The sequence below is a fragment of the Bifidobacterium sp. ESL0825 genome, assembly GCF_052606465.1.
Genome location: NZ_CP199589.1, coordinates 1513882 through 1540453 on the forward strand (window position 1 = coordinate 1513882; position 26572 = coordinate 1540453).

A 26572-nucleotide genomic window follows, 5' to 3' on the forward strand; every position below is an offset into this window, starting at 1 on the left:
CTGTACACCCCTTTTTCTTATGCACTGTTCGACCCGTATCCATTACCTGGTCAAGCAGCAATCAGTCGTCATACTCGTCCCATAGACTCACAAGACCATGGGCAGAATTCAAGAAGGACTCTGAGCCTTCATAACTGTTTGACTTCAGTTCCAGCTTTTTCCCGGTTCGCATGCTGATGACGCACCCAAAGTCATCCACTCGAATATCGACTATGTTCTTGAACCGATACACGTCAAAGAAAGTGCGACCAGGAGGCGTTGCGTCTCCAGCCCTATCAGGCTGAAGTTCGAACATGGCGGAGTATATTTTTTTATTTCCGAACATCCAGACCGTGATCATCATATGACCGTTCATTTGCTGGATGTAGGAAACAGGTTCCACCCTGCCCACTTCATCCTCGTCGAAAATGCCGCAGATCTCCATAGCCGTATCCTTACGCCTATCTATGGCAACGCTGTAGTCTTCGAAACTCACTCCTATTCACACCTTTCCCGAATCACAAACTTCAGCATCGATCGTCACTTCATCAACAGTTCATTCATCTCTTGGCTGTCGGAATCAGTCAGTCCTCCTTGCTTGGCCGCTTCCATCACCTCCTTGGATGATTGTGAATACCTGATGTAGCGCTGCTCAAAAAGTCGTTTGATCAATATTGCTTTTGCACACAGATACTGGGGATGTGGATTCATCTCAATCGCAGAATCCAGAGTCGCCATTATTGACTCCGCCTCTTTGAGCTTTATCTTGAACGGTTTTTGAGACTTGAACCTGCTTAATGCAATATGGAAAAGAACATCGGAATCGTTAGAACCATTTTCTACAGCCTTTTCCAAGTTCTCAGCAGCTTCTTGGTACTGGCCCCTATCAAAAAGGACGTACCCCAATGAAGCCAGCACCTTCGGATCGTTGGGCGAATCCTTCAGCACCTCCTGGTACTTATCGAGGAATCGTGCCGAGTCCTTGTAAGTGACTCGACGAACCTGTTTAAAGTTCAAGGAGGTTAGAACAACAGGTCTTCCGCAATAAGGACATTGCTTACTCGAAGCCGAAAGTGGTGCCCCGCAGCCGGGGCACACGATATCCGAATCAACAGAAGGCATGATGCATCAACGACGCCGCATCGATCTGCTCATGTCAGCCATGCCTTTCTGAATAGCCTGCGTCTGCTCGGCCTGTGCGGCCAAAGCACGCCGAGACTGTTCAGCCTGAGCCTCCATGTTCTTCTGCATCTGTCGCTGCTGCTGTTCAAAGCCACGGGCGTTATCATCAAGGCTCTTGAGAAACAGATCATCAATCTTCTTGAAAAGACCGGTAGAAGGCGAATGCAGTGTTTCACCGTGCCCAATGGAGTCGACAAAACCGTCGAAGAATCCATTCCACTCAGCAAGGAGATCGGCAGATTTGTTTGCATCAATTGATTTGAAAACGAAGTGGCAAATTATGCCGGCGATGACCATTATGAGACCAAGAACACGAAGTTTGTCATTCACAAGGAACAAAAGGCCCAGCACAATCAATGCAATCTTGACAAGCAGGAAGATAAGATGTTGTGTTTTCAGTTTCTTCTCTTCTGCTTCAATTGCAGAACGCTTATCGGGAAGTTGCTGGTTGAAGGAGGTATTGAGCTTAGTCAGTTGCTGCGAAAAGTCATCAGGTAAAATTCTGTCCGGCCCTTCCAGATTAGCCGTACGAATCATATTGAGCTGATTTTTGGCATTGCCGTAAGCAACATTGACATCATCACTGTGGTCAAAAGCGAGAGCGGCAATATTTTCTTTGTAACCCATTCTTCAGTCTCCTTGATTTGGGTAAACATCAGGGAGGAGAATGCATGAATTATGGATTAGCTTATGGCCTACCCCCCCCCGCGATACGGGGCAGGGCATTAAACCAACCTTTAGCGAAAGCAGACGCAGACATCATTACCCCTTTCGTTCCCCTGCGATGTTCTTGACAAGCTGAATATACCACTACGTACACGACAACAGCCAAAAAAGTTCTGAATTGCGACCACCAGAAACAAGATACGATGGCCTCGTCTTCATATCTGTCCCCATTTAGTTGATCAGCAATACTAACTACCGGGTTCGGTAGCGCAGTTGCATCCTTCCACCGTGAAGAAAACTGCGTGGTAAGCTGTATATTTATGGCATTTTTGTGAAAACCGCTAAAGGAAGAGGCAGACAGGGAAATCACAAAGGCGGAAAAGACGAACAACGGCCTAGGGGCCGGAGAAGGAACAATGGCAGAGGACGATAAAATCGTGGCTGCAGATAGCGGCCAACATGAGCAGGAACGACGCGGCAGGCAGACAGCCAAGCAGATCAAGAAGCAGCAGGCCACAGCCAAGCGCAAGGCCCGCAAACAGAATCCCAGACCCCATCGGGGCTGGAGCGAGCGCCTGCATCTGACCGACATCAACGTGGTGGACAGGTCCACCCTCAAGCGGGCCATCGCCGGCACCGTGGTCGGCAACTTCATGGAATGGTACGACGTGGGGGTCTACGGCTACCTGGCAGTCACCATCGGCCGCGTCTTCCTGTCCAACGCGTCCGATGCCGTGCAGCGGCTCTTCTCCCTGGGTGTTTTCGCTGTCACCTTCATCGCACGGCCTTTGGGCGGCGTGGTTCTGGGCCAGCTGGGCGACAAGGTCGGCCGACAGCGCATTCTGGCCTTCACCCTGCTGAGCATGTCCGCAGCCACCCTGCTGATCGGCCTTCTACCCAGCTATGCGGCCGTCGGTCCCCTGGCGCCCATCCTGCTCATCCTGCTCAAGCTGATTCAGGGCTTCTCCACGGGCGGCGAGTACGCAGGCGCCTCGACCATGGTCACCGAGTACTCGCCGGACCGGCATCGCGGCTTCTTCGCATCCCTGTTGGACGTGGGATCCTACTTCGGCTACGCCTTCGGAGCAGCCTTGGTGTCCTTGCTGGAGTTCTCCATCTCCCCGCAGGCCATGCTGGCCTGGGGCTGGCGCATCCCCTTCATCATCGCCCTGCCGCTGGCTGCCATCGCGGTCTACTTCCGGGCCAAGGTCCAGGACACACCTGCCTTCCGTCAGGCCCAGGATGCTAGCGACGAGAAGACCAAGAGCCAACACAAGAGCCTGTTGGACCTGATCCGGGGCTATTGGCGGGAGCTGCTCATGGCCTTCATCCTGGTGGCCGCGGCCAACACCCTGAGCTACACGCTGACCGCCTACATGCCCACCTACCTGTCGGGCACCCTGCACTACAACACGGCCCAGGCCAACCTGCTCTCCCTGCCGGTCCTGCTCATGGTGGCCTGCTGCATCCCCATTACCGGAGCCCTTTCCGACCGCTTCGGCCGCAAGAAGGTGCTGTTCATGGGGGCCTTCACCGGACTGTGCCTGGCCCTGCCGGCCTTCCGACTGTTGGAGCATGAGACCACAGGTGCCGTCTTCGGCGGATTGGTCCTGCTGGCCATCCCGGTCATCTTCTTCGTGGCCAACCTGGCCTCCACCCTGCCGGCCCTCTTCCCCACTGCCTCCCGTTACGGCGGCATGGGACTGTCTTACAACCTGGCCGTAGCCGTCTTTGGCGGAACCGCACCTGTCATCATGGAAGGACTGGTGACCGCGACTGGCAAGTCCCTGGCACCCGCCTACTGGATCATGTTCACTTCGACCTGCGGTCTGATCACCGTGCTCTTCCTGGCGGAGACCGCGCGGCGCCCCATGCCTGGCACCCTGCCCACCGTGCTCAACCGGCAGGAAGCACGCGACCTGGTGGCCACACAAGACCACAACCCCGACCTGGATGTGAAGACCATCATCAAGGATGCCGAAGAGAGCGGAGTGCGCAAGACGCCGAAAAAGCTGGTTGCCGAGACTCGCAAACTTCTGGGCATTCCCCGCTCCGGAGCCAAAAACAAGAAGTAGCTACCACCGTCAAGCGCGTAAACATCCAGGCTCTGCTTAGGCGACTATGTCTAAGCAGCATACGGGAGATCTCTTTCTCCTTGGAGAATAAGGCGACAGTTTAGCTGCTTCACTGTCGATGTGTCGAAAATACAACACGCAAAGTATTTGGCCGGTGGCTTGAAAAGAAAATCATTTCAAGCCACCGGCCGATTCTCGATTCCATCACCACTTTCTTACTGCCGTTCAGGCAGAATATAGGCGGACTCCAAACTCATGGCTGAGCCTTACAGGATGGCCCGACGGATGCTCAGGATGGCTGAAGACACTGTCATAGCTGTTTGATGCCAGAACTCTTTTTTCTCCGTCACACAGGGTCAGGTAAGCCGATAAATCGTCGCCGTCATTTTGCTGTGAAGCGAGTGAGACCTCCTGTATCTGAACGCTTGAAAAAGGCGCAAGTGAAATAGATGCATTTCCTTTCAGCACCTCGTACCCTTGCGAATTCACGAATCGCCAGGTAACGGAAACCTGACCTAGATCCTTGGGGGAGTCATTGGCAACAACCAATCCAGAGATCTTTTTGCTACACCTATTCAGGAAAACACCTATGGGTTGATTGATCCTGGCAACCACCTCGTATGCAGGTTTCGGCTGCCCCCACCAATCCAACAGCCCATAGAAGCTTTGCGGGCACAGGTCTATGAACATGAACTGTACATATCCCCAATTGGGTGCAGCTCTTTGACACCGATAGTGCTCGATGTAATACTTGAGCAGCTCAGTCTGATAACGTTGCAATGTTCCGGTCAAAGGCTCCAAGGCCGCTATACGCTCTGTCAACGTCCCGAGATTCCTCAAATTTCCAAAGTAGCCGGGGGCGTCGAAACCAAATTCTGTATTGAACTTCTCTTTCGTGCCGTCAATCAACGTATACGACGTGGGAGGAGTATCCAACGATCCCGTATAGTTGTGGCTGTCTCCGCTGGTCAAATCATCAGCGCAATACGAGCCTTTGATAACGGGACGAGTCGGGTCTGTTCGAGTGACCTCCCGATAGATGGCAGGGCCTGGACTCACTTGCATAGCCGTGCCCTGTGTGCCCTTCGGCACATCCACTACGCCTGGTTCATTAAGGCATATCCAGCTGAAAACACTGGCATGTCTATCGAGGGTTTTGACAGTACTGACAAACAACCGTACAAACGTTTCCGCCCACTCAGAAGTCCTGGGCTGGTTCCAGTTGTATTCTGAATCCTGGATCACGGCAATGCCCATGCGGTCGCATAAATCGTACAATTCCGGCTTCTCGACATGCACATGCACCCGGATCAAGTTGAATCCAGCCATTTTGATAGCCTGCAAATCACGCAGGTACCGCATTCTATGCATTCGAGATATATAGACATCAGGGAAATAGGATGTCCCACGCACATACAGCGGCTTTCCATTAAGCACGAACCGGGTTGTCGATTCATCACGATCAAGTTTGACATTCCGGAATCCGATCTTCCGGCTATCCACCTGTTCGCCGTCCAAGCTCAATGTCATGTCATAGAGCTTCGGCTCTCCCAGATCCCAAGTGAACCAAGGCGTCACGCCATCAACGGCAGCTTTGAACTCGAAAGGTCCCTGGACCTGCTTATCCGCGTCAAGCAGCACACGGCCATCAACTGGATCCCGCACCAAGGTTCTCAGCAGAGATGGATGATCATTACCGCAACCGAGTGCTTTCCCTCTAACGATTATTCTTCCACGACCCTGATCATCCATCCACACGCTCAGGCGCGGATCTTCAGCCAGACAAGCAGACTCATGAATCGATAGGGTAACCTTGCCGTAAATGCCCACGGGATTCACGTCACGGGCTATAAGGCCGTCATCATGCTCGTAGGTTCCTTTGACCAGTCTCCTTTCAACCATATAGGTACGGTTCTCAACGTCATCATTCCTTATCTGCCTATCCCAAGGTGACCAAACCTTGACCATCAGGATATTCGTGCCGGAGTGTACGACATTGCTGACATCAAAGACGAACGACTCACTGTAGCCTTCATGGGAGCCAAGGAGCTGCCCGTTCATCCACACCTTGCAAAAGTAATCGACATTGCTGAACCGCAGGAGAATCTTGCAGTCCGTCTCAGAATTATCAAGATCAATGAGCCGACGATACCACCAAGGCGCCTGATTGAAATACCGCAGCCGGCGTCCCCAATAAGGCTGCTCATCTAACAGACACTGGAGATGCTCCAGAGCCGGCAACGGCTCCCACTCTGATATCTGCGGTCCGACCTGTGTACAGTCGCGATCCTCATATAGCTTCAGTCTTTCACCAACATCATTGACATCTTGCAGGACACTCCAATCGCTACTGATATCCAATTGCTTATTCATTATTTTCCTTAATTCTGTTGCTGGCGCCTCTACCCGCGGACTGCCCCGGCCACCATGCCGGAAATAACCTGTCTGTTCAGGAAGAAGTAGAGTATGAGGGTCGGGATCATGGACACGACTATGGCCGAATACGTAGCTCCCAAGTCGGTCTGCCCATACATGCCGACAAAGTCGTTCAGACCTATTGGGAGGGTCTTCATATCGCTGCGAACCATAAAAGTGTTGGCGAACACGAATTCATTCCAGATGAAGACAAAGTTGTAGGTCGCCACAGTCACAGTGGTGTTGCGGGAAAGAGGCATGACGATCTTCGAAAAGATCTGCCAGGTTCCGGCTCCATCGATACGAGCGGCCTCCAGCAACGAATCCGGTATCTCCTTCATGAATCCAGCATACAAGTAAACGCACATCGGCAGGTTGAAAGCCAATTGCGGAATGATGAGGGCCAGATAGGTGTCCGTAATGCCGATTTTGTTAAATACTTCGAACAGCGGAAGCAAAGCTGCGAATGAAGGCACCAGAAGTCCTACCAGCAAATAGGAAAGCACCTTATCCGACCCCCGGAACCGCAGCTTTTCAATGGCAAACGCCGCAGGCGCTCCGACCATGACGGTGACCAGAATGGTCAGCACGGCAACGATCGTGCTGTTGATCAAATATCGCAGCAGACCTGATGTGGCAAAGGCTCTCACATAATTACCCAAATACAGACCCTTAGGCAGTTGATAAGCCAAGGTGTCGGCAAGCTCATCGGGGCTTTTCAATGAAGAGAGTGTGACCCAAAGAATCGGGTATATCTGCACCAGAACGAAAACTGCGATGATCGCATAGACCAATCCTCTGGTTTTCCTACTTGGCTTCGTGGTCATTCCTTATCCCCTCTCCCGAACAGGTGACGCAGGATAAGCAGCGTTACCAGGCACTCCACTGCCAGGAAGATGCTGATGGCGCTGCCGTAGCCAAAGTTCCCTGATATAAAGATCGTCTTGTATAGATACGTGGACACCAGCTCGCTGGACGAACCAGGGCCGCCTCCAGTAAGCACGTAGGAGACATCGAACCCCTTCAAGCATCCAGAAACCAGCATCACCAACGTCACCTCCAAGACAGCCCTGATCAGAGGCACCCTTATATAGATGAGCTGTTGCCACCAATTGCAGCCGTCGATCAATGCCGCTTCCAGCACTTCGGCATCAACTGACTGCAGAGCCGCATAATAGATGACCATGTATATGCCGGCGAACTTATAGGCATCGATGAGCGTCACCAGCACCAAGGCCCAATGAGGATCAGAGAGCAAAGCGTGAGGAGCTAGCCCGAACAGACTGCCTACTGCCGGCACAACCCCCGGCGGATTGACAGCCAGCATCTGGGCGAAGATCTGGCTGATAGCGACCGAGGAAATGACGCACGGAATGAAATAAACCGTTCTGATGATGGTCCTAAATCGGTCGATGCACAAGACCAACAGGGCCATCACCAAACCCATGAGCATCTGAACGCAGGTACCCAGAAGGGTGAAGAAAATGGTGTTGAGGAAAGCCGCGCGGAATACCTTATCGGTCAGCATCAGTTTGAAATTCGCTAGGCCAGAAAATCGCATGGCTCCTATTCCATTCCAGTCAAACAGACTCGCACCGAATGACCAAATGATAGGGACAACCACTATGAGCGTAAAGATGATGACCGCAGGCAGGTAATAGGGCCACGCGGCTCCCGAACTGATGGCCCTGTTGCCCCTGGACGAATGACCTGGCCAGGACCACCTCCGACGCACCATCTGTGGCGGAATGGAATCCGCTGGATTAGATTTTTCCATATCTGCCTTCACTCGGCCTTGTTGTATTGAGCGATGGCTTTGTCGACATTGGCCGCAAACTCATGGGTAGAGGTATTGTCCACCAGCAGGCTTTGGCACTGTCGCCCAAGCACACTGACAGTATTCGCATCAAGTTGTACATCCCAGACTTGTGCATAATCGTTGACCTTGGCTATGTCGGACAGGACATCCTGATATATGCGGGGGGTCTTAACGCTGCCTTTGGGCTTGACTGAAGGAATGACCCGATAATCGTTCAAAGCCACATCACCGTATTTGCCGAATAGATATTTGAGAAAATCCTTCAGCTGAGGAGTTAGCTTGCCCTTGCTGACGGCAGTGCCGATACCCGAATTGGCAAAGAAGTCCGTGGGCGCAGTTTTGTCTCCTTTACCAAGCATGGGAAGGCGGAAATAACCGATGTCCGATTTCAGATTGCCAGAATCGTCAACGTAGGACGGGAGGTTCCAAGTACCGTCATACGTTATCGCAGCACGCTTGCTCTTGAACAGATTCAAAGTGGCGGTGGCATCCGAATTCGTGAAGCCAGGCTGGAAATAAGCTGACATCTTTTGGAGGAAAGCGATTCCGGCTTGACCAGTCGGACTGGCCATAGATTCCTTTCCAACCTTGAGCTTGGCAAGGAACTCATTGCCGGTTTCCCTGTATGGAATCATCCCCAGGAACCTATAAAAAGGCCACTGGTCCTTGCCATCAAGAGCGATCGGTATAACGCCCGTGTCCTTGAGCTTCTGAAGGTCTGTCAGCAACTCGTCGAAGGTCTTAGGCTCCTCTGCAATGCCTGCTTTGCGGAAGGCGTCTTTGTTGTACCAAAAGTACTCCGCATTAGCATTGAAAGTCATTAGGTGCAGACTGCCATCAGCCATTGTCGGGTACTTGGTGGATATGTGATAAAAGCGGTTGGTTACGCCAATGTCCTTGTAGAGTTTTCCAATATCTTCAGCACGGCCGTCCTTGACAAGCTTGGCGAAGTACGGGTCAGGATCCGCATCCCATAACTCAGGCAAACGGTTACTGGATGCCAGCACTTTCAACTTTTGGTTATATGAAGGTCGATCAGAGATATTCTGGAACTCCAGCTTGAAACCCTGATGCGACTTCGCGTACTCGTTAGCGATCTGCTTGATTGCTTTTATGCTTCCTTCACTGGCAGGCCTCGCACTGAGCCAAGTGATAGTGCCCGACTGCTGCGAAGAACCGCACCCCCCGAAACCAAATAAGGATAGGGCAGCCACCGCACAGGTGCATGCCCTCTTGGCGAATGATAGTTTCATGGTCTCTCCTTCGTTGGACGTAACCAACGCCACCTCATAGTGACTATATGTCAACGTTGTCTGACAACGTTGACATATGTAAAGCTATACTAATTACAGACCGTTGTCAATTCACGGGGGACAATGCTAGATATGACACAGAACAGCGGCAACGCGAACAGCCACCCCACCATCAAGGACGTGGCGGCCCTTGCACAAGTCGCGCCAAAGACGGTATCCCGTGTGATCAATGAAGAGCCCTATGTCTCTTCAACGACCAAGGAGCGCGTCCTTTCGGCCATCAAGGAGCTGCACTATCGGCCCGACGTGCATGCAGCCGACCTGAGACGCGGCAAAAGCAACAGCAGAACCCTCGGGGTTCTGCTGGGAGCCAGACCCAATCCCTTCTCCTCATCGGTGCATTGGTCCATCGACAGCGTCGCCGTGCAGCACTCCAGTCTGGTTCTGGCCTCGGCGCTTACCGGTAATCAAGACAGGGACTCCAAGACCGTAGACGAAATGCTGAGCCGGCGGATAGATGGACTGATCCTGGTCACAGCCGCCAGCTCACAGGACTACCTTATTCCCGAAATACGTCGCGGACTGGCCGTCGTCTTTGCCGACAGTACTTCTATGGGATTGCCTGCAGACACCGTCATGTCTGACAACTATGCGGGTGCAATCAAGGGAACCCAAGCGCTTTTATCCATTGGGCACAGAAACATGGCCTACCTGGGAGCCCAGAAAAACGTGTTTACCGTAAGCCAGCGGAGAAAAGGTTTCCTCACCGCCATCAAGGAGAGCTCCCTGCCAATGGACAATATTGATCTCGTCGACGACATGGATGAGCGAAAAGCTTACACCGTCACATGCGAACTGATAGACAGAACGCGAGCCAAACGGCCGACCGCGATCTTCGCGGGACAGAACCTCATCACCCGAGGCGTAATTCGCGCCCTGAGAACAAGGGGATTGGAAAAGAGCATAGCAATCATCAGCTTTGATGACGCCGATATGTTTGACATGCTTGATCCTGGAATCACCGTCATCAAGCAGAATCCAGAGAACATCGGCCGAATAGCCGCAAACATGGCGTTCGAACGCATCGATGGCTTAACTGCCGAACCTCGCCACATCCTGCTTCCTACTGAATTGATCGCCAGAGGTTCTGGAGAGATACCACCGAGCCAGTAAAGCACTGTGTTAACAGCAAAAGATTACGGGGACCGGCACCATTAGAAAGATGCCATCATCGCCCACCGCCTCCAGATATAACTTGACCCGACAAAATTAACCTGATAGTATTCTTATATTGCTAATAATAAACGTTTAGGATTCGATGATGAAACACACTGGCGTTACCTTGAAGGACATTGCGGACGAGCTGAACCTTTCCGTGTATGCCGTGTCAAGGGCCATCAACGACCTAAGCGGGGTCTCCAAAACCACACGTGCCGCCGTATTGAAAGTCGCTAAAGAAAAGGGCTACATTCCCAACGTCAATGCGAGGGATCTGCGCAAGGGACTTCACCACTCAGTCAGTCTCCTTACAGCAGGAATGTCAAATCCCTACTACCTGGATCTGATTAGCGGAATCGAAAGCATATTCCAAATAAGGGGCGAAAACCTGCTCATATCAGACATCGCCATTGACGGCCACTACTCAGAGTCCGCCGAGAGCCTGCTGCTCCAGCATGTCTTGGAAACGCGACCCGGAGGGATAATATCAACCCTGGGACTGAGCGACTCATCCCGGCAGCGGCTGCGGGAGTGGAAGATGCCTGTAGTCTTCGTCGATTCGACTCCTGGATCAACTCACGAGGACTTCTCCTATGTCACAACAGATAACAAGGATGCCTCGAACAAACTGGGGAACCATTTGGCGGGGCATCACTTCAAACGATGGTTGTTGGTCATCTACCCATCAGTCTGGAACAGCCGATATATCAGAGAATCAGGGCTCCGCCAAGCAGCTGCGCGATGCGGAGCCGCCATCCGTGTTCTGGAATGCGGCAACGATCAGTTCTCCACACGGAAAGCACTCGACGGGTTTTTGGATCATGACAAATTCCAGCCCGATGTCATTATCGCCGGCAACAACCCGATACTGCTGGGGATCATGACTGCCTTGCAGGCAAGGGCAATTAAAGTTCCCGACGATTTGGCGCTAGTGGCGTTCGACGACTTCATATGGTCCGATCTGCTAAAACCGCGCATCACCTTGGTTGCGGAAGACAGCTATGGAATCGGCGCCAAGGCCGCTGAACACATTCTTGCACTGATTGATCAGAAACAAGACAGAAAAGGAGGTGACGACGATTCGAAACCGGATGGGAAACCGCAAATGACGATGGGGCCCATCCATCAAACGATTGAAGCATCACTGAAGATCAGAGAATCGTGCGGTTGCAGGTATCCAACGGGGGCTGCCTGACCGTTTTGCGAAAGGTAAATTAAATTATGAGATCCAAGAAAATCATCACTGCGATGGTGGCAATTCTGGCCGCATCGCTCGCTCTAACCGGCTGCAGCAATGGCGACGAAGACAGGCAGTCTGCACCAAAGCGAACTGAAATCAAAAGCATTGGTCTGATGGTTCAAGATATGTCGAATCCCTTCTTCTCTTCCATGGACAAGGAGGCAAAAAAGGAGGCGAAACGAATCGGAGCACGTCTGAACGTTCAGGACGCCCAACTCGATTTGGCTACCCAAGATAACCAAATTTCTGCTTTCATCGAGCAGAACGTGGATCTGATCATCGTATCCGCCGTCGATGAAAGCGGCCTGCAACCGGCAATCAAGAGGGCTAGAGACGCAGGCATAATCGTTGTGGCTGTAGACACCCCAGCCAAAGGAGCTGATGCTATCGTAACCACCGATGGCGTGCAGGCTGGGCAGCTTGCCTGCTCTTACCTCTCAGAGAAGCTGGGAAGCAAAGGTAACATCCTAATCGTTGATGGAACACCCATTCAAACCATCACCGATAGGATCAAAGGCTGCAAGCAAGCGCTCAAGAAATACCCTGGAATCAAAGTGGTAGCCCAGCAGGCCTCAAAGAACGACAGAGCCACAGGGTTGACAGTGACCACCGATATGCTCACCGCCAACAAGGACGTGCAGGGCATCTTCGGCATGAACGACCCCTCTGCCCTTGGGGCAGCCCTGGCTGTGGAACAAGCCGGGCGGCAGGACCAGATCATCGTCACAGGCATCGATGCCAGCCCACAAGGAGTGGACGAGCTCAAGCGAGCAGGTTCGCCTTTCATCGGTGCAGCCACCCAGAATCCAAGGGCCATGGTTGATCAGGCCGTGAAGTTCGCCCAGGACAAGGTCAAAGGAAAGACACCCAAGAAAACGACCATCCTGATTCCCAGCGAAATGATCACTCGCGACAACGTCAACAAGTACAAAGGGTGGTGAGCATGTCAGAGAATAAAGCTGCCTTATTGGAGCTACGGAACATCTGCAAGAGCTTTTCAGGTGTAACAGTCCTCGACAACGTTAGCCTAAACCTTTATGACCATGAGGTTCTGGCTCTGATGGGTGAAAACGGGGCAGGAAAATCGACGCTGATGAACATCCTGTCAGGCAACCTCAGCCTCGATTCCGGCTCCATTGCCATCGAAAGCAAGCCTGTTGAGATCCGAACCCCCAAGCAGGCAACGGATCAAGGCATTGCCATCATCCATCAGGAGCTCAACGTCGTCCCAACCATGACTGTCGCCGAAAACCTGGCCTTGGGTCAGGAGCCAAAGACGCGGTACGGTCTGATAGACAAAAAGCGCCTCAAGGATGAAGCCAGAAGCAAGCTTGAGGTCATCAAGGCGGACATCGATCCAAATACGGAGTTGGGCAAACTAGGCGTCGGCGAACAGCAAATGGTCGAAATAGCCAAGGCCCTCGCCCAGAAGGCCCGAATACTCATTCTGGACGAGCCCACCGCTTCCCTATCGAAAGCCGAATCGGAGCAGCTGTTCACCCTGATCAGCACTCTTCGCGACGAGGGCACTGGACTGATCTACATCTCGCACCGCATGGAGGAGGTCTGGCGTCTGGCTGATCGGATTACCGTGCTCCGCGATGGCCAGACTGTGTTGACCGACAAGCTCTCCCAGGTCGACCAATCTCAGGTCGTATCCAAAATGGTCGGCAGAAAGGTTGAAAAACTCTATGAGCACGATGCCCGACAGAAAGGCGCCGAGGTTCTGAGGGTCGAAAATCTCAGAATCAAGGAAGACGACCAGCCTGTATCATTCAGCGTCCACGCCGGCGAAGTTGTGGGCATGTCCGGGCTGGTCGGCGCCGGAAGGACAGAAATGGCGCGTGCCATAATAGGAGCCGACCGCTGCGCCTCCATCAGCGTCCAGCTTCAGGGGAACAAGGTTCTTTTCCACTCTCCAAAATCAGCAATCAATCATGGAGTGGCCTACCTGCCGGAAAGCCGAAAGACCCAGAGCATCTTCCCCGTCATGAGCGTCGAAGAAAATATCGCCATCTCATCACTGGATCAGTTCCAATATTTGCATCTTCTACGCAAGGGCAAGATGCGGGCATCCGTTCGGAACATCATGCAGGAGGTCAACATCGACCAGACCATGGAGCATACCGAGATCAACAATTTGTCCGGAGGCAATCAGCAGAAGGCCGTTCTAGCCCGATGGCTGCTCAAGCAATCGGACTTGCTCATCCTTGACGAACCGACCCGTGGAGTAGATGTGGGCGCCAAACAAGAGATATATGGCTTGATCAATTCCCTCGCAAAAGCAGGGAAGGCGATCCTGATGATTTCCTCTGATCTGCCTGAGGTGTTGGGAGTCAGTGATCGGATTCTAGTAGTCCGGCAGAACGAGGTGGTAGCCAACATTCCGGCCACAGAAGCGACTGAGGAAAACGTAATGTCATATGCCACCGGGGTGAGCAAACCGCAGTTGCTCGACTGACTCATAAGACAGCAAACACATGGTTCCGCTCCACCGTCCGTATGCATCATCTGGGAAGCCGGCAACCGTAATTTGAAACATGAAAGAAGCATCATGAAAGGCAAAAACGTCAATATTGCGGCAATCTGGGAGAAGGTTGGCATGCCCTTCGTCCTCTTGCTGCTCATACTCTTCATGCTGGTAAAGGCACCGAATTTTGGCACGCTGAGCAATTTGTTCAACGTAGCCAGGGCCATATCCATCAACGCCATTCTGGCGGCAGGCATGACGCTGGTGATCATTACGGCCGGCATCGACCTGTCTGTGGGCTCGACAATCGCTGTCAGCGGATGTGTGGCTGTACTGGCAGCCCGCTCAGGCATGAATCCTTTGATTGCCGTATCCCTTGGCATCATCGTTGGGGCAATAGCTGGACTCGTCAATGGATTGCTTATTGCCTATTGCAACCTGGCCGCTTTCATCGTCACTCTCGGGACTATGACATTCCTGAGAGGACTGGCATACACGATCACTGGCGGACTGCCGATCGTTGACAATAATCTGTCTTTTAGAGCGATCGGCAATGGGTACATCTGGCACATACCGATCCCCTTCATCATCATGGTCGTCGTATATCTGGTCATGTGGGTGGTCCTGGACAAAACCCGGTATGGAGCTCATGTCTACGCAGTAGGAGGCAATCCAGAAGCCGCCCGTCTGGCAGGCATCAATGTCAAGTCAGTCCTTATGTCCGTCTACCTGATCGCCGGGCTATGCGCCGGTCTGGCAGGCTGCATTTTCGCCGCCAGGGTCGTATCGGCACAGCCGACGGCTGGCAATGGCTATGAAATGGATGCCATCGCTGCAACGGTACTCGGCGGCACCTCACTTGCCGGAGGCAAAGGACGCATATCAGGCACTGTCATCGGTTCGGTCATCTTCGGAGTCTTAACAACCGGTCTGGTGCTGATGAATGTGCCATTCTTCACCCAGCAGCTGATCAAAGGCGTAGTCATCATCATTGCAGTCCTGATTGATGGCATGAAGCAGAATTCCTTCTCATTCTCCTTCTTGAGGAGAAGAGCAGCCAGCATAGACGCATAAGGAGGCAACAGCCATGAATATATCCGCACGCTATCGGATTCATTATTCCGGACCAGCACACTCGGGCCCCAGACCGATTCGCATACGTCTGCCTAGCTCAATCAACCAGCCGATTCTGACTGCCCAAGTCGAGCAAGAAGGTGCCGTCCCCTTTCAACGCCTGGCTGGGGAGAGCACGCCCGAAAACTCGGTCTATCTGGGAATAGTAGAACCGCATGATGGCCAAATTGTAGTCTTTGACGATTCATCATATGAACCAGAAAGTGCAGCTAGTTCCACATCTGAACCGTCTGAAGCTACGGGAGGCATCAAGCCAATACAACCATTCCACGAGCGTGATGCCATATGCAGACTGGATACCGGATACTTCGATCTTGAACTATGCAGAGGCACAGGATCGGGAGAAGGCGCATCCAAGTGGGGAATCCGACACTTCATGAGCAAGCAGGAGCAGGTCGACTTGCTTAGGAGCGGCAACAACGCCCTGGGCGGTTTCTATGGTCCATTCTTCACCCCTGAGAATGGGCTTATCAACCCGCCCGAGCATGTGGTGGCACACGTAACGGTTGAGGAATGCGGACCGGTCATGCACCGCTATTTGCTGAGCGGACGCATTCCCGATGGTCTCCGTCCAGAGCTGCGCGGCAAAACCTTCTCGGTCGAATTTACTTTCTACCGTGATGTCGACTTTTTCGACCGCCGATACCATGTGGATCACTTCGAAACTGAAGTCAACGGCCGCTGTGCCCTAGATCGCATCACAGTTGGGGATGAATTTGAAAGCGGCGAAGGAGGACTGGTCTTTGACCGCTTTGATTCCTATAACCGCACCCCTTACAGAGAAGGCGATCCCTATGCAGCCCTGTTGAAGCAAGAGGTGGCTTCCATCATCAACGAGTCCAAGAACCAGGAAAACCCCCAGGAAGAACCAGCAAGATTCGCATACTTCCGCAATCTTCTGGACAGAGATTTGACCAATGCACACTGGGACTTGTACTGGCGGCTGTTCTCATACTGGGAGCACGCTCTCACCGATGCGCAGATCCGAGAACATTTGGCTCAGGTGACCGCCCAGGCACACGTGACCGCTGATGCGAATGAGCGTCCATGGCATATGCCAAGTCAGGCAATTGATGTCTCATCCCTGAAAGACCAAACCATCTTCCCAGGGGCCGCTGATTGCACTGCAGAATTCAACAGCAGTAACGGGCGATGCATGATATGGCTGACATCACAACCATCAGGCGGTTTCCAGATCGTACAGCGGCCACAATCCGGATGGGTGAATTGGGGAACCAACACAGAAAACGAGTCCCCAGCCCTGCCTGTCGGCACTCGAATCCGCACCATCTACGGCAACTATGCTCAATCTTGGCGCGAAAGAGCTGATTTGGAGACTCAGGCAAGCATACAAGTCCAAAAGCAAGCTTCCTGAACGAATCATCCGGTCCGCCTGTCCTGACGGACCGGATGATTCACCAAGTCGCGCTCGATCCAGGCCATGACCAGCCTGGCCAGAGCATCAACCTCTGCATCGGTCAGAGCCCGGCCGCGCGGGATGTGGTGCCAGCGCTCGATGCACCCCCGGCAGCAGGTGGCCGTGGCATGCTGGGCCGTGAAGACCGGATGCCCGCGGTAGGGGGTCTGCTTGCCGTCCTTCAAAGGGTGGGCAGGCCCCACACGCTTGGACAGCATTTCATGGGCGTGGCGGTCGATGGTATCCCTGCCCTTGGCGCGGGCGTAGGCGCGATCCTTGGCCGAAAGGGAGAAACCGGACCGAAAGCGCGAATGCCCCAATCTGGCAAGCACTTGCTGAATCCAGGCCTCATCTGCCCCGGCCGACGCTGATCCGCTGCTGGTCATTTCCTGCTCGCCTCCCTGTTCAGCCTTACCAAAGAGTCTGTACCCAGGCAAGGTTTCCCATGCGGAATAATTCACTGAACATGACACTGATAGGGACCAGTGTCAGGGGTAGGGTGAAGACAGTACTTGTATCCACTAACTACCAGACCCGCCATGTTCGGTCATGTCCGGGTCACACAAGGGGGCTTCATGGCCAAAAGCAAGATGACTGTAGCCGAGATGATCGGGCTCTTCCTCACCCCTGACGCGCCTGTGCAGGTGACCGCCTTCGATGGGTCGGTCTTCGGGCAGGACCAAGCGCCGCTGCATCTGGAAGTCAAGAATTCCCGTGCCATGTACTACATCACGGAAAATCCCAACGACCTGGGTCTGGCCCGGGCCTACCTGCAGGGCGATCTGGATTCTCCCGAGCTGCTGCCAGGCAACCCCTACCAGGTTCTCAAGGAACTGATGGGCCTCAAGCACTTCGTCAAGCATCCCAGCAAGATGGAGCTGGCCCGGGCAGCTGCGGCCGTCTTCTCACACGGGGTGCGCGTACCCGAGCCGCCGGCCATCGAAGGGCCCTCCCTGGCCAAGCGACTGACTGAGGGCATCCGTCCCCACACCCGCCGGGGCGACGCAGCCACTGTCAGCTACCACTACGACCAGTCCAACGACTTCTACCGGCTCTTCCTAGGCTCTTCCATGACCTACACCTGCGCCGTCTTCGAGAAGGAGGACGACAGCCTGGAGGACGCTCAGTGGCACAAGCTCAACATGGTCCTGGACAAGATGCACCTGAACAAGGGCGACCGTCTGCTGGACGTGGGCTGCGGCTGGGGCTCCATGGAGATCGCGGCCGCCCGCCGCGGCATTCACGTCATCGGCGTGACTCTGGCTGAGGAGCAGGTCGAGTGGGCTCAGAACTGGATTCGTCAGGAGGGCCTGCAGGATCTGGCCGAGGTCAGGCTGATGGACTACCGCGACGTGCCCGAGTCCGGATTCGATGGAATCTGCTCCATCGGCATGATGGAGCATGTGGGCTACAAGCAGTATCCCTCCTACTTCAAGGAGATGATGGACAAGCTGCGTCCGGGCGGCGTCCTGCTCAACCACCAGATCACCCGCACCAACTCCCATGACCACAAGCGGGCCGGCGGCTTCATCGACCGCTACATCTTCCCCGACGGCGAGCTGGCCAGCCCGGCCGAGATCGAACTGGCCATCCAGGACACCGGCTTCGAGGTCATCACCCAGGAGAACCTGCGCCAGCACTATGCGCTGACCCTCAAGCACTGGACTGAGAACCTCCAGGAGCACTGGGGCCAGGCCAAGCCCATGGTGGGCGAGCCCAAGGCGCGTCTCTGGGGCCTGTACATGGCCGGCGCGCGGCTCAACTTCGAGCTCGACAACATTCAAATACACCAGTTCCAGTGCATCAAGCCTGATCCCGAGACCGGCACGGACACCTACCCGCTGCGTCCTTGGTGGGATCGCTAGTTGATCTGAAGAAAAGGGGCGAGGATTCGATTCCTCGCCCCTTTTTGTCTCTGCCACCCGTGCAGCCCGGTTCTCAGGAAGACCTGTCCGCCGAAGCCTCCAGCCGGGCCAGGTCCAGGGCCTTGTTGAAGGCGTCCGAGGTCCAGCTGGCCCCGGCCACCTTCTCCACCTTGAGGTCCTTGAGCGGACGCCCTTGGACCACACCGGGCACAGCCCGGGCGAAGCGTTCCATGTGACCGCGTGAAATGGGCGAGTCCGAATGCCCCTGGACCTGGACCCGGCTCACCTGCCCTCCCGACAGATCCAGATCCACATCGATGGTGTCGGCCCCGTCATGTCCGTACTTGCCCGTCAGAGCGTAGGTGCCGTCGTGATAGTTGCCCGTGTCGGCCGGAGCGGCCGGCAACCCATCACGCGAGACGGCCGTAGGCTTGCCCTCGCCCGCCGCGCCGGATCCTTCCGCTGACCCTGGAGCAGAGCTGGACTCTGCGCCTGACCCGGCGAACTCGTCATCCATGGGCTTGGCCTGCTGGCTTCCGCAGCCGCCCAAAAGAGAGCCCACCGCCACCAGGGTCGCCAATGTTGCCGAGGCCGTGGCCAGTCCCCGAGACCTGCTTGTGGCCATTTCAACGCCCTCCTTCTGCATCAGCAGCCGATCCCGGCAGGGTACCGCCGGTCTTGGCCGTCTTGGTGGGGTCGTGGAAGCCCACCGGAATATCCTGGTCCCCGGAATCGCCAGGAGCTCCACTGAAGGCCGGCCGACCTCCGGCTGCCAGGTAGGCCCGCTTGGCCTCCTCATCATTCCACTGTTCGCCGGCCAGCACACCGTGGTTGAGCATGATCTCCCGTTGGGCGCAGGAGGCCACCAGGGCATCGTGGGTGACCACGATCAGGGAGGTCCCCTGGTCATGCAATTGCCGGAAGAGGTCCAGCACGATCCGCTCATTGGCCTCGTCCAGGTTGCCAGTGGGCTCGTCAGCCAGGATCAGTTTGGGCTCGTTGATCAGCGCCCGGGCCACGCAGACCCGCTGCTGCTCGCCGCCCGAAAGCTGGCTGGGCAGATGTCGGGCCCGATCCGCCAGGCCCACCCGGTCCAAGGCCTTCATGGCCTGGTCCTCGTCCACCACTGAGTGGTAGTACTGGGCCACCATGACGTTCTCCAGGGCGGTCAGATGCGGGACCAGGTAGAACTTCTGGAAGACCAGGCCGATCACGTTCTTGCGCACATCGGCCAGCTGGGACTGGCTCAGATCCTCCAACGGCCGCCCCTGCAGGCGGACCGAACCACGGCTGGGCGTGTCCATGCAACCCAGAATGTTCATCAGGGTTGTCTTGCCTGAGCCGGATGACCCCACCACGGCCAGCCACTGACCTTGCGGGACGCTCAAATTCAAATCGTCCAGGGCATGCAGATCGCCGTAGATCTTGGATACATGGTCCAGATCCAGCAGCATGCCGCCGCCCGACGGGGACTCGTTCGCCTTTGCCTGCGTCATTGTCATTCCTCCCTCAAAACCAGGGCCGGGTCGATACGCGAAGCCCGGAGGACCGGCCGGATGGATGCGATCATGGATATGGCCACGCTCAGCAGGACCGTGCCCAGGGCCAGCCACCAGTTGAAGCCCAGCGGCCGCTGGAAGACGGACAGGCAGAGCAGCCGGGCGAAGCCATAGCCCAGAGCGGTGCCGATCAGGCCTCCTGCCAATCCGTAGCAGGCCGACTCAGCCAGAAACTCCATGGCTATCCCCCGCGAGGAGGCGCCCAGAGCCTTGCGCAGGCCGATCTCGCTGCGCCGCTGGGAGACGATGGAGGCCATGGTGGTCCCCACGCCCACGAAGGTCAGGACCAGCACCACCACCGAAACCAGCCAGAAGAGCGACTGGAGCATGGCGATGGTGTGGCTGTCGCCCGCTGTGATCCTGGTGACCGGCCGGGCCTTGACCCCCATGGAGGTCATGTCGTTGATGCTGGCAGCGATGGTCTTCAGCCCCGAGGTCATGGTGTTGACCGAGTATTCGATGACATCGGTACCCCGCTTGGCCCCGGTCAGGAGCTCCAGATCGGTCAGGTCGGCGTAGATGATGCGATCCTCGGGACCGCCGGTATCGACGATGCCCCCCACACGGAAGTCTCGCCCCTGCCCTCCGGTCTTGCCCGTGACGGTGGATTGCCCGGCCGGATAGCCAATAGTTATCTGCTTGCCAGTGGTCAGCCCCAGCGAATCTGCCAGATCCCGCCCTACCATGACTGAACCAGCCTGCGGCCAGGATCCCTCCACACTCCAGTGACGGTTGAGCTGACGCACCTGGTCGGGTTGGATGCCGGCCATCACGCGAGCCCCGGCATTGACCTGCACCGTCTCATATCGATAGGTGGCGTACCGCGCCGGGGCCTTGGCAGTCACCATGTGGGTGGTGTGGTCCACCATGCCCTGCTCGATGCCAGACCCGGACCGATTGCCTCCCTGAATGGGCGAGACAACCAGGTTGGCCCCGTAGGAGCGCATCTCCTGGTTGATCTGCCTGGGGGCTTCGATGCAGACCGCCGCCAGGCAGAAAAGGGTGGCCGCACCCACCAAGGAGGCCACCACGGCCATCAGGGCCCGGCCCCTACGGCGGAAGACGGCCCCGAAGAGCATGGTCAGGAACATACGGGTGTTGGTCATATGGCTTGTATGGCGATCAGCGGCCATGAAGCACCTCCGCCGGCCGAAGCCGCAGAATCGATCTGATGGACGAAATGGACGCCAGCAGCACGGTCAGGGCCAGCAGCACGAAGACCAGCACGAAGACCATGGGCCTCATGGTGATGCCCGAGCCGAAGACCACTCTGCCCACAATCTGTGCCACTCCGGAGCCCAGCAGGGCGCCGACCAGAGCCCCAGCCAAGGCGATCAGCGCCGTCTCGGCCAGCACCAGTCGGGACACGGCCCCGTCAGTGGCGCCCAAGGCCTTGAGCAGGGCAAACTCCGAGGACCTCTCGGATATGGAGGATGCCATCAGATTGGCCACGGCGATGGCTGCCGCCAGCAGGCTGAGCACAGTCATCAGGATCATGACCGCCTGGGTCTTCTGCAGAACATCGCCCTGCAGGGCTGCCACCTGTCTGACCTGCTTGGCCATGGACCCGGGGATGGCCTCCTCGATCTGGTAGGCGATGGAGGACGGGTAAGCCGTGCAGTACCAGGTCTCCCACTCGTCCTGGGAGAGGGCAGCAGGATTTCGTGCGGCCTTGCGGGCCAGGTCGTTCTCGGGCGTGGTCAGGGCCTTGACCTCCACCTGGTCGATCTGATCGGTCAGGCCGGACATCTCCTGCAACGCCCTGGTGGGCAGGTAGAGGGAGGAGGCATCAGCATCACCGGAATCGAAGATGCCCACAATGGTGACGGTCCGCTGCTGATTACCCAGGCCGACCTTGACCTGGTCGCCAACCTGACGGCCACCCAGTCGTGCAGCCAGCTCCTTGCCCATCATGGCCTCAGACTTGCCGCCGGATACGGCCTCATCCTTGGGCCAGCGGCCTTGAACCTTCCACCAGGGCCGAAGACCTTTCAGGCCCGCGGTGCTGCTTTCACCGCTGTCGACCTTGACGGTCCGGCCGAACCAGGTGCCCACCAGGGGGGCGGCGGCCTGGTCCACAGTGCCGCGAAGGTCCAGGCGGGGGGCAAAGTCGGTGATGTTGTAGGCCCAGAAGATGGTCTTGATCCTGGGCACCTGGGACTCCTTGAGGAAGGCGGTCGGCGTTGACTCATCGCCTGAGGGGCCGCCCTCCTGGTCGCCGTAGAGGTCGGAGACCACGGCATCCGCCTTGGCCTGGACCGTGATGTTGGATCCGTAGGTGGACAGTTCCGCGTTGAGCTTGTCACCTACGTCGAAGACCACCCCCAGCATGGCCGTAGCTACGCAGGCAGACAGGCAGACCGTGACGGCGATGAGCATTCTTCGCCCGAACTGGCGGCTGAACGACCGCAGCATCATTCGCATGAAGAACATACCAACCGCTCCTTCCCTTTTTTCAGCTCTTGAAGTGCGAGGACAGGGCATCCAGGTCGGCGGTGCTGATCAGTATGGCGCCCCGGCCGGTTTTGTAGGGCAGGGGGACGGGATTACAGCCGCCCTTGAACCCGATGGTGGCCAGGTTGATGGCTACGTCGCACTTCTTGCAGATGATCTTGCCGTCTTTTTCGTAGTAGCCTGCATCCCCGCAGTTATCGCAGGCATCCAGCCCTACCCCGTAGGCCGCGCCATTCTTGCGGATGATGATGAAGCGCATCTCGGTGCCGTCCTTGGCCCGGTAGCTGAATCGATGCAGGTGGCCATCCTCCACCTGGGAGAAACGGATGGTAGCCGTATCGGAGGTCAAGGAATACTTCTCCGGAGGCGAGAGCACAGGCACCTGGTGGGCCTTGGCGGTACCCACCGTCAGGGCCAGGGTGACGCCGATCATGGCCACCAGGCTCCAGACCGCTGATGCCAGGGCCCTTCGGCGGAAGGCCCGATGGCTGCGGTCGTCGGCCGTGGAGGCTCCGGTCACCGGCATGCGCCAGCCTGCGACCAGGCAGGCCAGGACTGGAATGATGAAGACCAGAACCTGGGCAAGCACCAGGATGAGGTCGGCGTTGTAACCCAGGGCCATGACCCGGAAGGCCCAGCCGTGCAGAAGAACCAGGCCGGTGGTCTGCATCAGGGCCACCAGGGCTACGCCGTGCCGGACCAGCAGCAGGACCACCATGAGCAGGGCGGCCAGACGGAAGGCTACCCGGGGGCAGGAGGTATGCATGGTCCTCAGAATGGCAGCCACCGTCACAGCGGCAGCCAGACCCAGTAGGAAGCCCAGGGCCCGCAGGAGCATCGCCGAGGTCAGCACCGGCTCCCCCGGCTCAACAAAGGCCGTAAGCTGCAGGATGACATCAGGCAGGGCACGGAAGGTGGTCAGTGCTATGGCCAGTGCCGCGAAACCGTTGGCCAGATCCATGGCCCAGGGGCGGCGATGCCAGTCTGAAACCAGCCGGTCAGCGACCAGCACTACCGCGATGGCCGCCAGATCGGCCAGAACGCAAGCCACCAGGGTCGGATAGTTGACCATGGTCCGGCGGTTGATGATCACGGTGGCGCGCAGGAGGGCGAAGACCAACGCCCCCAGCACGCCGACCCCCAGGCCAATCAGTCGCCAGGAGGAGGAGCGGGGCCGATCGCGACCCTCGCCAACCCCCAAAAGCACACTGAAAACCATGACCAGGAGGGCCGGGGCCAGCGTCCCCGGCAAGACCGTGACAAATTGCTCAAGCATGGTGCATAGCAGCTTACCACTGGTGGGGCGTGTAGTCCCAGTCCCAGCTGACCACGATGGGCTCGGTCCAGAAGTGTCCCTTCACGCCGGTCTCCGGGTCGACGTGCAGCATCCAGCCCTTCTTCTCAGGAGAGTCGATGGAATAGGTCAGCTTGTAGGATCCGGCCTTCTCCATCTTGATGTTGGCCCCGTAATGCGGGCCATCCGAGGCGTTCATCTGCATGAAGGTGCCGGACTGCTTGTCGTTGGGGTCATCCTTGTTCTGAATGGTGTAGTTGACGGTCAGATCCGGAACGAACTCGCCCTTGGCATAGCCCAGGTTGTTGTTGGGCAGAGCATGGATGTCAGCCTCCAGGTGCAGGCTGGCATCCGCTGCCTTCAGCCCCATGGAGGCGGGCTCCATGTCGATGGGCTGGAAGAAGACCGTGCCGATGTTCAGGGGACCCTTCTGCTGATCGTCGGGCGGGATGGGGATCTCTTCGAATCCGGCCCCCTTGCCCGCCGAGGACTGGGAGGCACCGGAAGCCTCAGGCGCGGGGGCCTCACGGGTGCCTGACCCGCCGGAGCCGCACCCCGCCAGGGCCAGGGTGCCTGAGAGCACCAGCGCGACCAGGGCGGTCAATTGTCTCTTCTTCATGATTGTCCTTCGCTCTTTGGTGTTTGCATGGATGCCGTGACCTCAGAGGGCACAGCCCCTTCGGCAGCCTGCTCGGTTTCCGTCTGGCGGGCGGTTGCCGACGTTGACCTGCCGGAGTCCTGATTCGACCGCGAACGCTCCTGCCTGTGCAGGCGGTGGGTCGACACAATTGCCAGCACGACCACGACCAGGGCCGCCAGGATCTGGGCGCCGATGGTCTGCGTGTATGGATACAGCCCGATCCAGTCGCTGGTGGGCACCCCGGGCAGATAGGTGGCCGGCACCAGGTCGCCCTCGATCAGGGCATGGACGCCGCCCCCGGCAAAGATGACCACCATAACCGCCATGAGCAGGCTGGTGATGATGAAGAAGGGCCGGATGGGAATCTTGACCGAGGTGAAGCGGATGAGCACGAAAACGATGACCAGGACCACGGCGGCGGCCGCAAAACCGGTCCAGATCTCCCGTGAGCCGCCAGGGGCCATGGCGAAGATGGCCTGGTAGAACATGACCGTCTCAGCCCCCTCGCGGAAGACCGCCAGGAAGGAAAGCAGGGCCAGGGAGATCACACTGCCCTTCGAGATGGCCGCCACCGTCCGGCTTTGAATGTAGTGGTTCCAGGATTCCACAGAGGACTTGGACAGCATCCAGTTGCTGGTGTAGAGCAGCATGAGCATGGCCACCAGGGCCACCACGCCCTCCAGGATCTCCTGCTGGGGGCCATTCCCGTTGAAGAGCAGGGTGAAAAGCAGGGCCACCAGCCCGCTGGCCACCAGACCTGCCGCAATGCCCCAGTAGATGTGCCGAATCTTGTCTTTATGGCCGGCCTTGACCAGGTAGGCGATGATGGCCGCTACCACCAGGATGGCCTCCAGACCCTCCCTCAGCAGAACTACGAAAGCCTGGCCGAAGGCGGAAGTCAGGAAGGACGTCCACCCATTGACCTGGTCCGCGGCGCCTCCATCCAAAATGGCTGCATCCTCGATCAGCATGCTTTTCAGGTCGTTCACCAGGGTCTTGGCCGGCTTGCCCGCCACCATGGTCATCCGGGTCTCCTTGAACTGGTACTCGACCTGGGAGACCCTGTTGCCGCTGATGGCGTTCATGACGTTCTTCTCGAAGCCCAGCTTTTCGTAATACTGGTAATAGGCCTTGTTGACCAGGTCGGATCCCGCCTGGCCCTGCCCCTTGGACGCCTGGGCGAGCGCCTGATCCAGAATGGGCGTCATCTCGTGGGCCACCTGGGTCCAGGTCCGGTCGCCCTTGCCGTTGTTCCGATGCTTCTTGGCTGCGTCCAGCCTTCGACGGTCCGCCTTGATCTGCTCCTGCTGAGCCTTGGCATAGGCGCGGGGATTGGCCAGCCCCTGGGTGGCATCCAGCTGGGTGGCCGCTGCGGCCAGATCGGCTTTGAGCTTTTCACTGCCCTGGGTCAGGGCCTGCCCGGCATCAGGGGCGTAGGCCTGGCTCTGCAGGGCCTGAAACTGCCCGTCCAGGGCGTTGCGTCTGTCCTGCCCCAGGGTCGACTCCACGACAGAGACAAACCCGGAGCCCACGTAACCCACGTTGTAGGCCCCCATGAACTGCGAGGCCGCCCCGGCATGATCCCCCCGGGCGTAGTCCTCACACCCTCTATCCAGCTGGCGAGATACAGAGCCAGCTACTTGGGCCCAGTTGTCATAATCCGTGGCTCCGCTCGCCGCCATGGCCGACTGCGGGGTCTGCAGGAACAGGAATATCAGGGCCAGCAGCAGGCATGAGAGCAGGGAGCCAACGGTCCTGGCCACTCGCGTCCTGCAGACCTGTGCAACCATGGGCGATGATCTCCTTCGTCAGTCCCTCGTAATCGAACCTGCAAGAAACGAAGGCCGATTTGACAACTACCGGAAATCAATCTAGCTCAAGCACAAGTGGAA

General features: G+C 56.7%; 23 protein-coding genes. 8 read left to right on the forward strand and 15 right to left on the reverse strand.

Annotated features, from left to right (window positions below):
- Window positions 1-61 precede the first annotated feature (61 nt).
- From ACUIAG_RS06545 to ACUIAG_RS06555, 3 genes are read right to left on the reverse strand one after another with little or no spacing between them, the layout of a single operon-like run.
- Entirely contained in the window at window positions 62-475 is a 414-nt protein-coding gene (locus ACUIAG_RS06545; protein WP_024627044.1) for a hypothetical protein, read from the reverse strand.
- A gap of 44 nt (window positions 476-519) precedes the next feature.
- Window positions 520-1101, reverse strand: a complete 582-nt coding sequence (locus ACUIAG_RS06550) for a zinc-ribbon domain-containing protein (RefSeq protein ID WP_445339417.1) — start codon at window positions 1099-1101, stop codon at window positions 520-522.
- A gap of 6 nt (window positions 1102-1107) precedes the next feature.
- Window positions 1108-1788: a hypothetical protein gene (locus ACUIAG_RS06555; protein ID WP_045925009.1), complete on the reverse strand. Its 681-nt coding sequence runs from the start codon at window positions 1786-1788 to the stop codon at window positions 1108-1110.
- Window positions 1789-2243: 455 nt separating this feature from the next.
- Between ACUIAG_RS06555 and ACUIAG_RS06560 the strand changes: the two genes are divergently transcribed.
- Window positions 2244-3902 carry an MFS transporter gene (locus ACUIAG_RS06560; RefSeq protein WP_445339418.1) on the forward strand — a complete coding sequence of 553 codons (1659 nt, stop codon included), beginning with the start codon at window positions 2244-2246 and terminating at the stop codon, window positions 3900-3902.
- 225 nt (window positions 3903-4127) lie between these two features.
- On the opposite strand, the gene ACUIAG_RS06565 is transcribed toward ACUIAG_RS06560, so the two are convergent.
- The 4 genes from ACUIAG_RS06565 to ACUIAG_RS06580 all read right to left on the reverse strand — a co-directional run bounded on the left by ACUIAG_RS06565 (window position 4128) and on the right by ACUIAG_RS06580 (window position 9389).
- Window positions 4128-6275, reverse strand: a complete 2148-nt coding sequence (locus ACUIAG_RS06565) for a glycosyl hydrolase 2 galactose-binding domain-containing protein (RefSeq protein ID WP_445339419.1) — start codon at window positions 6273-6275, stop codon at window positions 4128-4130.
- Window positions 6276-6304: 29 nt separating this feature from the next.
- Window positions 6305-7144: a carbohydrate ABC transporter permease gene (locus ACUIAG_RS06570; RefSeq protein ID WP_445339420.1), complete on the reverse strand. Its 840-nt coding sequence runs from the start codon at window positions 7142-7144 to the stop codon at window positions 6305-6307.
- Entirely contained in the window at window positions 7141-7878 is a 738-nt protein-coding gene (locus ACUIAG_RS06575) for a carbohydrate ABC transporter permease (protein ID WP_445339421.1), read from the reverse strand. The genes ACUIAG_RS06570 and ACUIAG_RS06575 overlap by 4 nt, the downstream gene beginning before the upstream one ends.
- A 224-nt stretch (window positions 7879-8102) precedes the next feature.
- Complete coding sequence (locus tag ACUIAG_RS06580) at window positions 8103-9389, reverse strand: ABC transporter substrate-binding protein (RefSeq protein ID WP_445339422.1); 1287 nt, start codon at window positions 9387-9389, stop codon at window positions 8103-8105.
- A 132-nt stretch (window positions 9390-9521) separates the two neighbouring features.
- Between ACUIAG_RS06580 and ACUIAG_RS06585 the strand changes: the two genes are divergently transcribed.
- From ACUIAG_RS06585 to ACUIAG_RS06610, 6 genes are all read left to right on the forward strand, one after another.
- Window positions 9522-10562: a LacI family DNA-binding transcriptional regulator gene (locus ACUIAG_RS06585; protein WP_445339423.1), complete on the forward strand. Its 1041-nt coding sequence runs from the start codon at window positions 9522-9524 to the stop codon at window positions 10560-10562.
- A gap of 148 nt (window positions 10563-10710) precedes the next feature.
- Window positions 10711-11802, forward strand: coding sequence for a LacI family DNA-binding transcriptional regulator (locus tag ACUIAG_RS06590; protein ID WP_445339424.1), 1092 nt, complete (start codon window positions 10711-10713; stop codon window positions 11800-11802).
- A gap of 26 nt (window positions 11803-11828) precedes the next feature.
- Window positions 11829-12788, forward strand: coding sequence for an ABC transporter substrate-binding protein (locus ACUIAG_RS06595; RefSeq protein WP_101433044.1), 960 nt, complete (start codon window positions 11829-11831; stop codon window positions 12786-12788).
- A gap of 2 nt (window positions 12789-12790) precedes the next feature.
- Window positions 12791-14308, forward strand: a complete 1518-nt coding sequence (locus ACUIAG_RS06600; RefSeq protein ID WP_445339425.1) for a sugar ABC transporter ATP-binding protein — start codon at window positions 12791-12793, stop codon at window positions 14306-14308.
- Window positions 14309-14401: 93 nt separating this feature from the next.
- Window positions 14402-15391 (forward strand): ABC transporter permease, encoded by a 990-nt coding sequence (locus ACUIAG_RS06605; protein ID WP_029676084.1) that lies wholly within the window; start codon window positions 14402-14404, stop codon window positions 15389-15391.
- Window positions 15392-15827: 436 nt separating this feature from the next.
- Entirely contained in the window at window positions 15828-16826 is a 999-nt protein-coding gene (locus tag ACUIAG_RS06610) for a hypothetical protein (RefSeq protein WP_445339426.1), read from the forward strand.
- A gap of 5 nt (window positions 16827-16831) precedes the next feature.
- On the opposite strand, the gene ACUIAG_RS06615 is transcribed toward ACUIAG_RS06610, so the two are convergent.
- On the reverse strand, window positions 16832-17254 hold the full coding sequence (locus ACUIAG_RS06615; protein WP_445339427.1) for a DUF4186 domain-containing protein: 423 nt from the start codon (window positions 17252-17254) through the stop codon (window positions 16832-16834).
- 189 nt (window positions 17255-17443) lie between these two features.
- Here ACUIAG_RS06615 and ACUIAG_RS06620 point away from each other — a divergent pair, with 189 nt between their 5' ends.
- A complete protein-coding gene (locus tag ACUIAG_RS06620; RefSeq protein ID WP_445339428.1) occupies window positions 17444-18733 on the forward strand; it encodes a class I SAM-dependent methyltransferase in 1290 nt (429 codons plus the stop codon).
- A gap of 73 nt (window positions 18734-18806) precedes the next feature.
- Here the strand turns inward: ACUIAG_RS06620 and ACUIAG_RS06625 are convergent, their stop codons facing one another.
- From ACUIAG_RS06625 to ACUIAG_RS06655, 7 genes are read right to left on the reverse strand one after another with little or no spacing between them, the layout of a single operon-like run.
- Window positions 18807-19358: an FMN-binding protein gene (locus tag ACUIAG_RS06625; protein WP_313838614.1), complete on the reverse strand. Its 552-nt coding sequence runs from the start codon at window positions 19356-19358 to the stop codon at window positions 18807-18809.
- 1 nt (window position 19359) lies between these two features.
- Entirely contained in the window at window positions 19360-20187 is an 828-nt protein-coding gene (locus ACUIAG_RS06630) for an ABC transporter ATP-binding protein (RefSeq protein WP_101433096.1), read from the reverse strand.
- Between the two features lie 44 nt (window positions 20188-20231).
- On the reverse strand, window positions 20232-21398 hold the full coding sequence (locus ACUIAG_RS06635) for an ABC transporter permease (RefSeq protein ID WP_313836377.1): 1167 nt from the start codon (window positions 21396-21398) through the stop codon (window positions 20232-20234).
- A 16-nt stretch (window positions 21399-21414) separates the two neighbouring features.
- Window positions 21415-22725: an ABC transporter permease gene (locus ACUIAG_RS06640; RefSeq protein WP_445339429.1), complete on the reverse strand. Its 1311-nt coding sequence runs from the start codon at window positions 22723-22725 to the stop codon at window positions 21415-21417.
- Between the two features lie 22 nt (window positions 22726-22747).
- Window positions 22748-24022 (reverse strand): Fe-S-containing protein, encoded by a 1275-nt coding sequence (locus tag ACUIAG_RS06645; RefSeq protein WP_445339430.1) that lies wholly within the window; start codon window positions 24020-24022, stop codon window positions 22748-22750.
- A 13-nt stretch (window positions 24023-24035) separates the two neighbouring features.
- Window positions 24036-24659, reverse strand: coding sequence for an iron transporter (locus tag ACUIAG_RS06650; RefSeq protein ID WP_045925021.1), 624 nt, complete (start codon window positions 24657-24659; stop codon window positions 24036-24038).
- Window positions 24656-26470 (reverse strand): FTR1 family iron permease, encoded by a 1815-nt coding sequence (locus ACUIAG_RS06655; protein ID WP_445339431.1) that lies wholly within the window; start codon window positions 26468-26470, stop codon window positions 24656-24658. The genes ACUIAG_RS06650 and ACUIAG_RS06655 overlap by 4 nt, the downstream gene beginning before the upstream one ends.
- Between the last annotated feature and the right edge of the window lie 102 nt (window positions 26471-26572).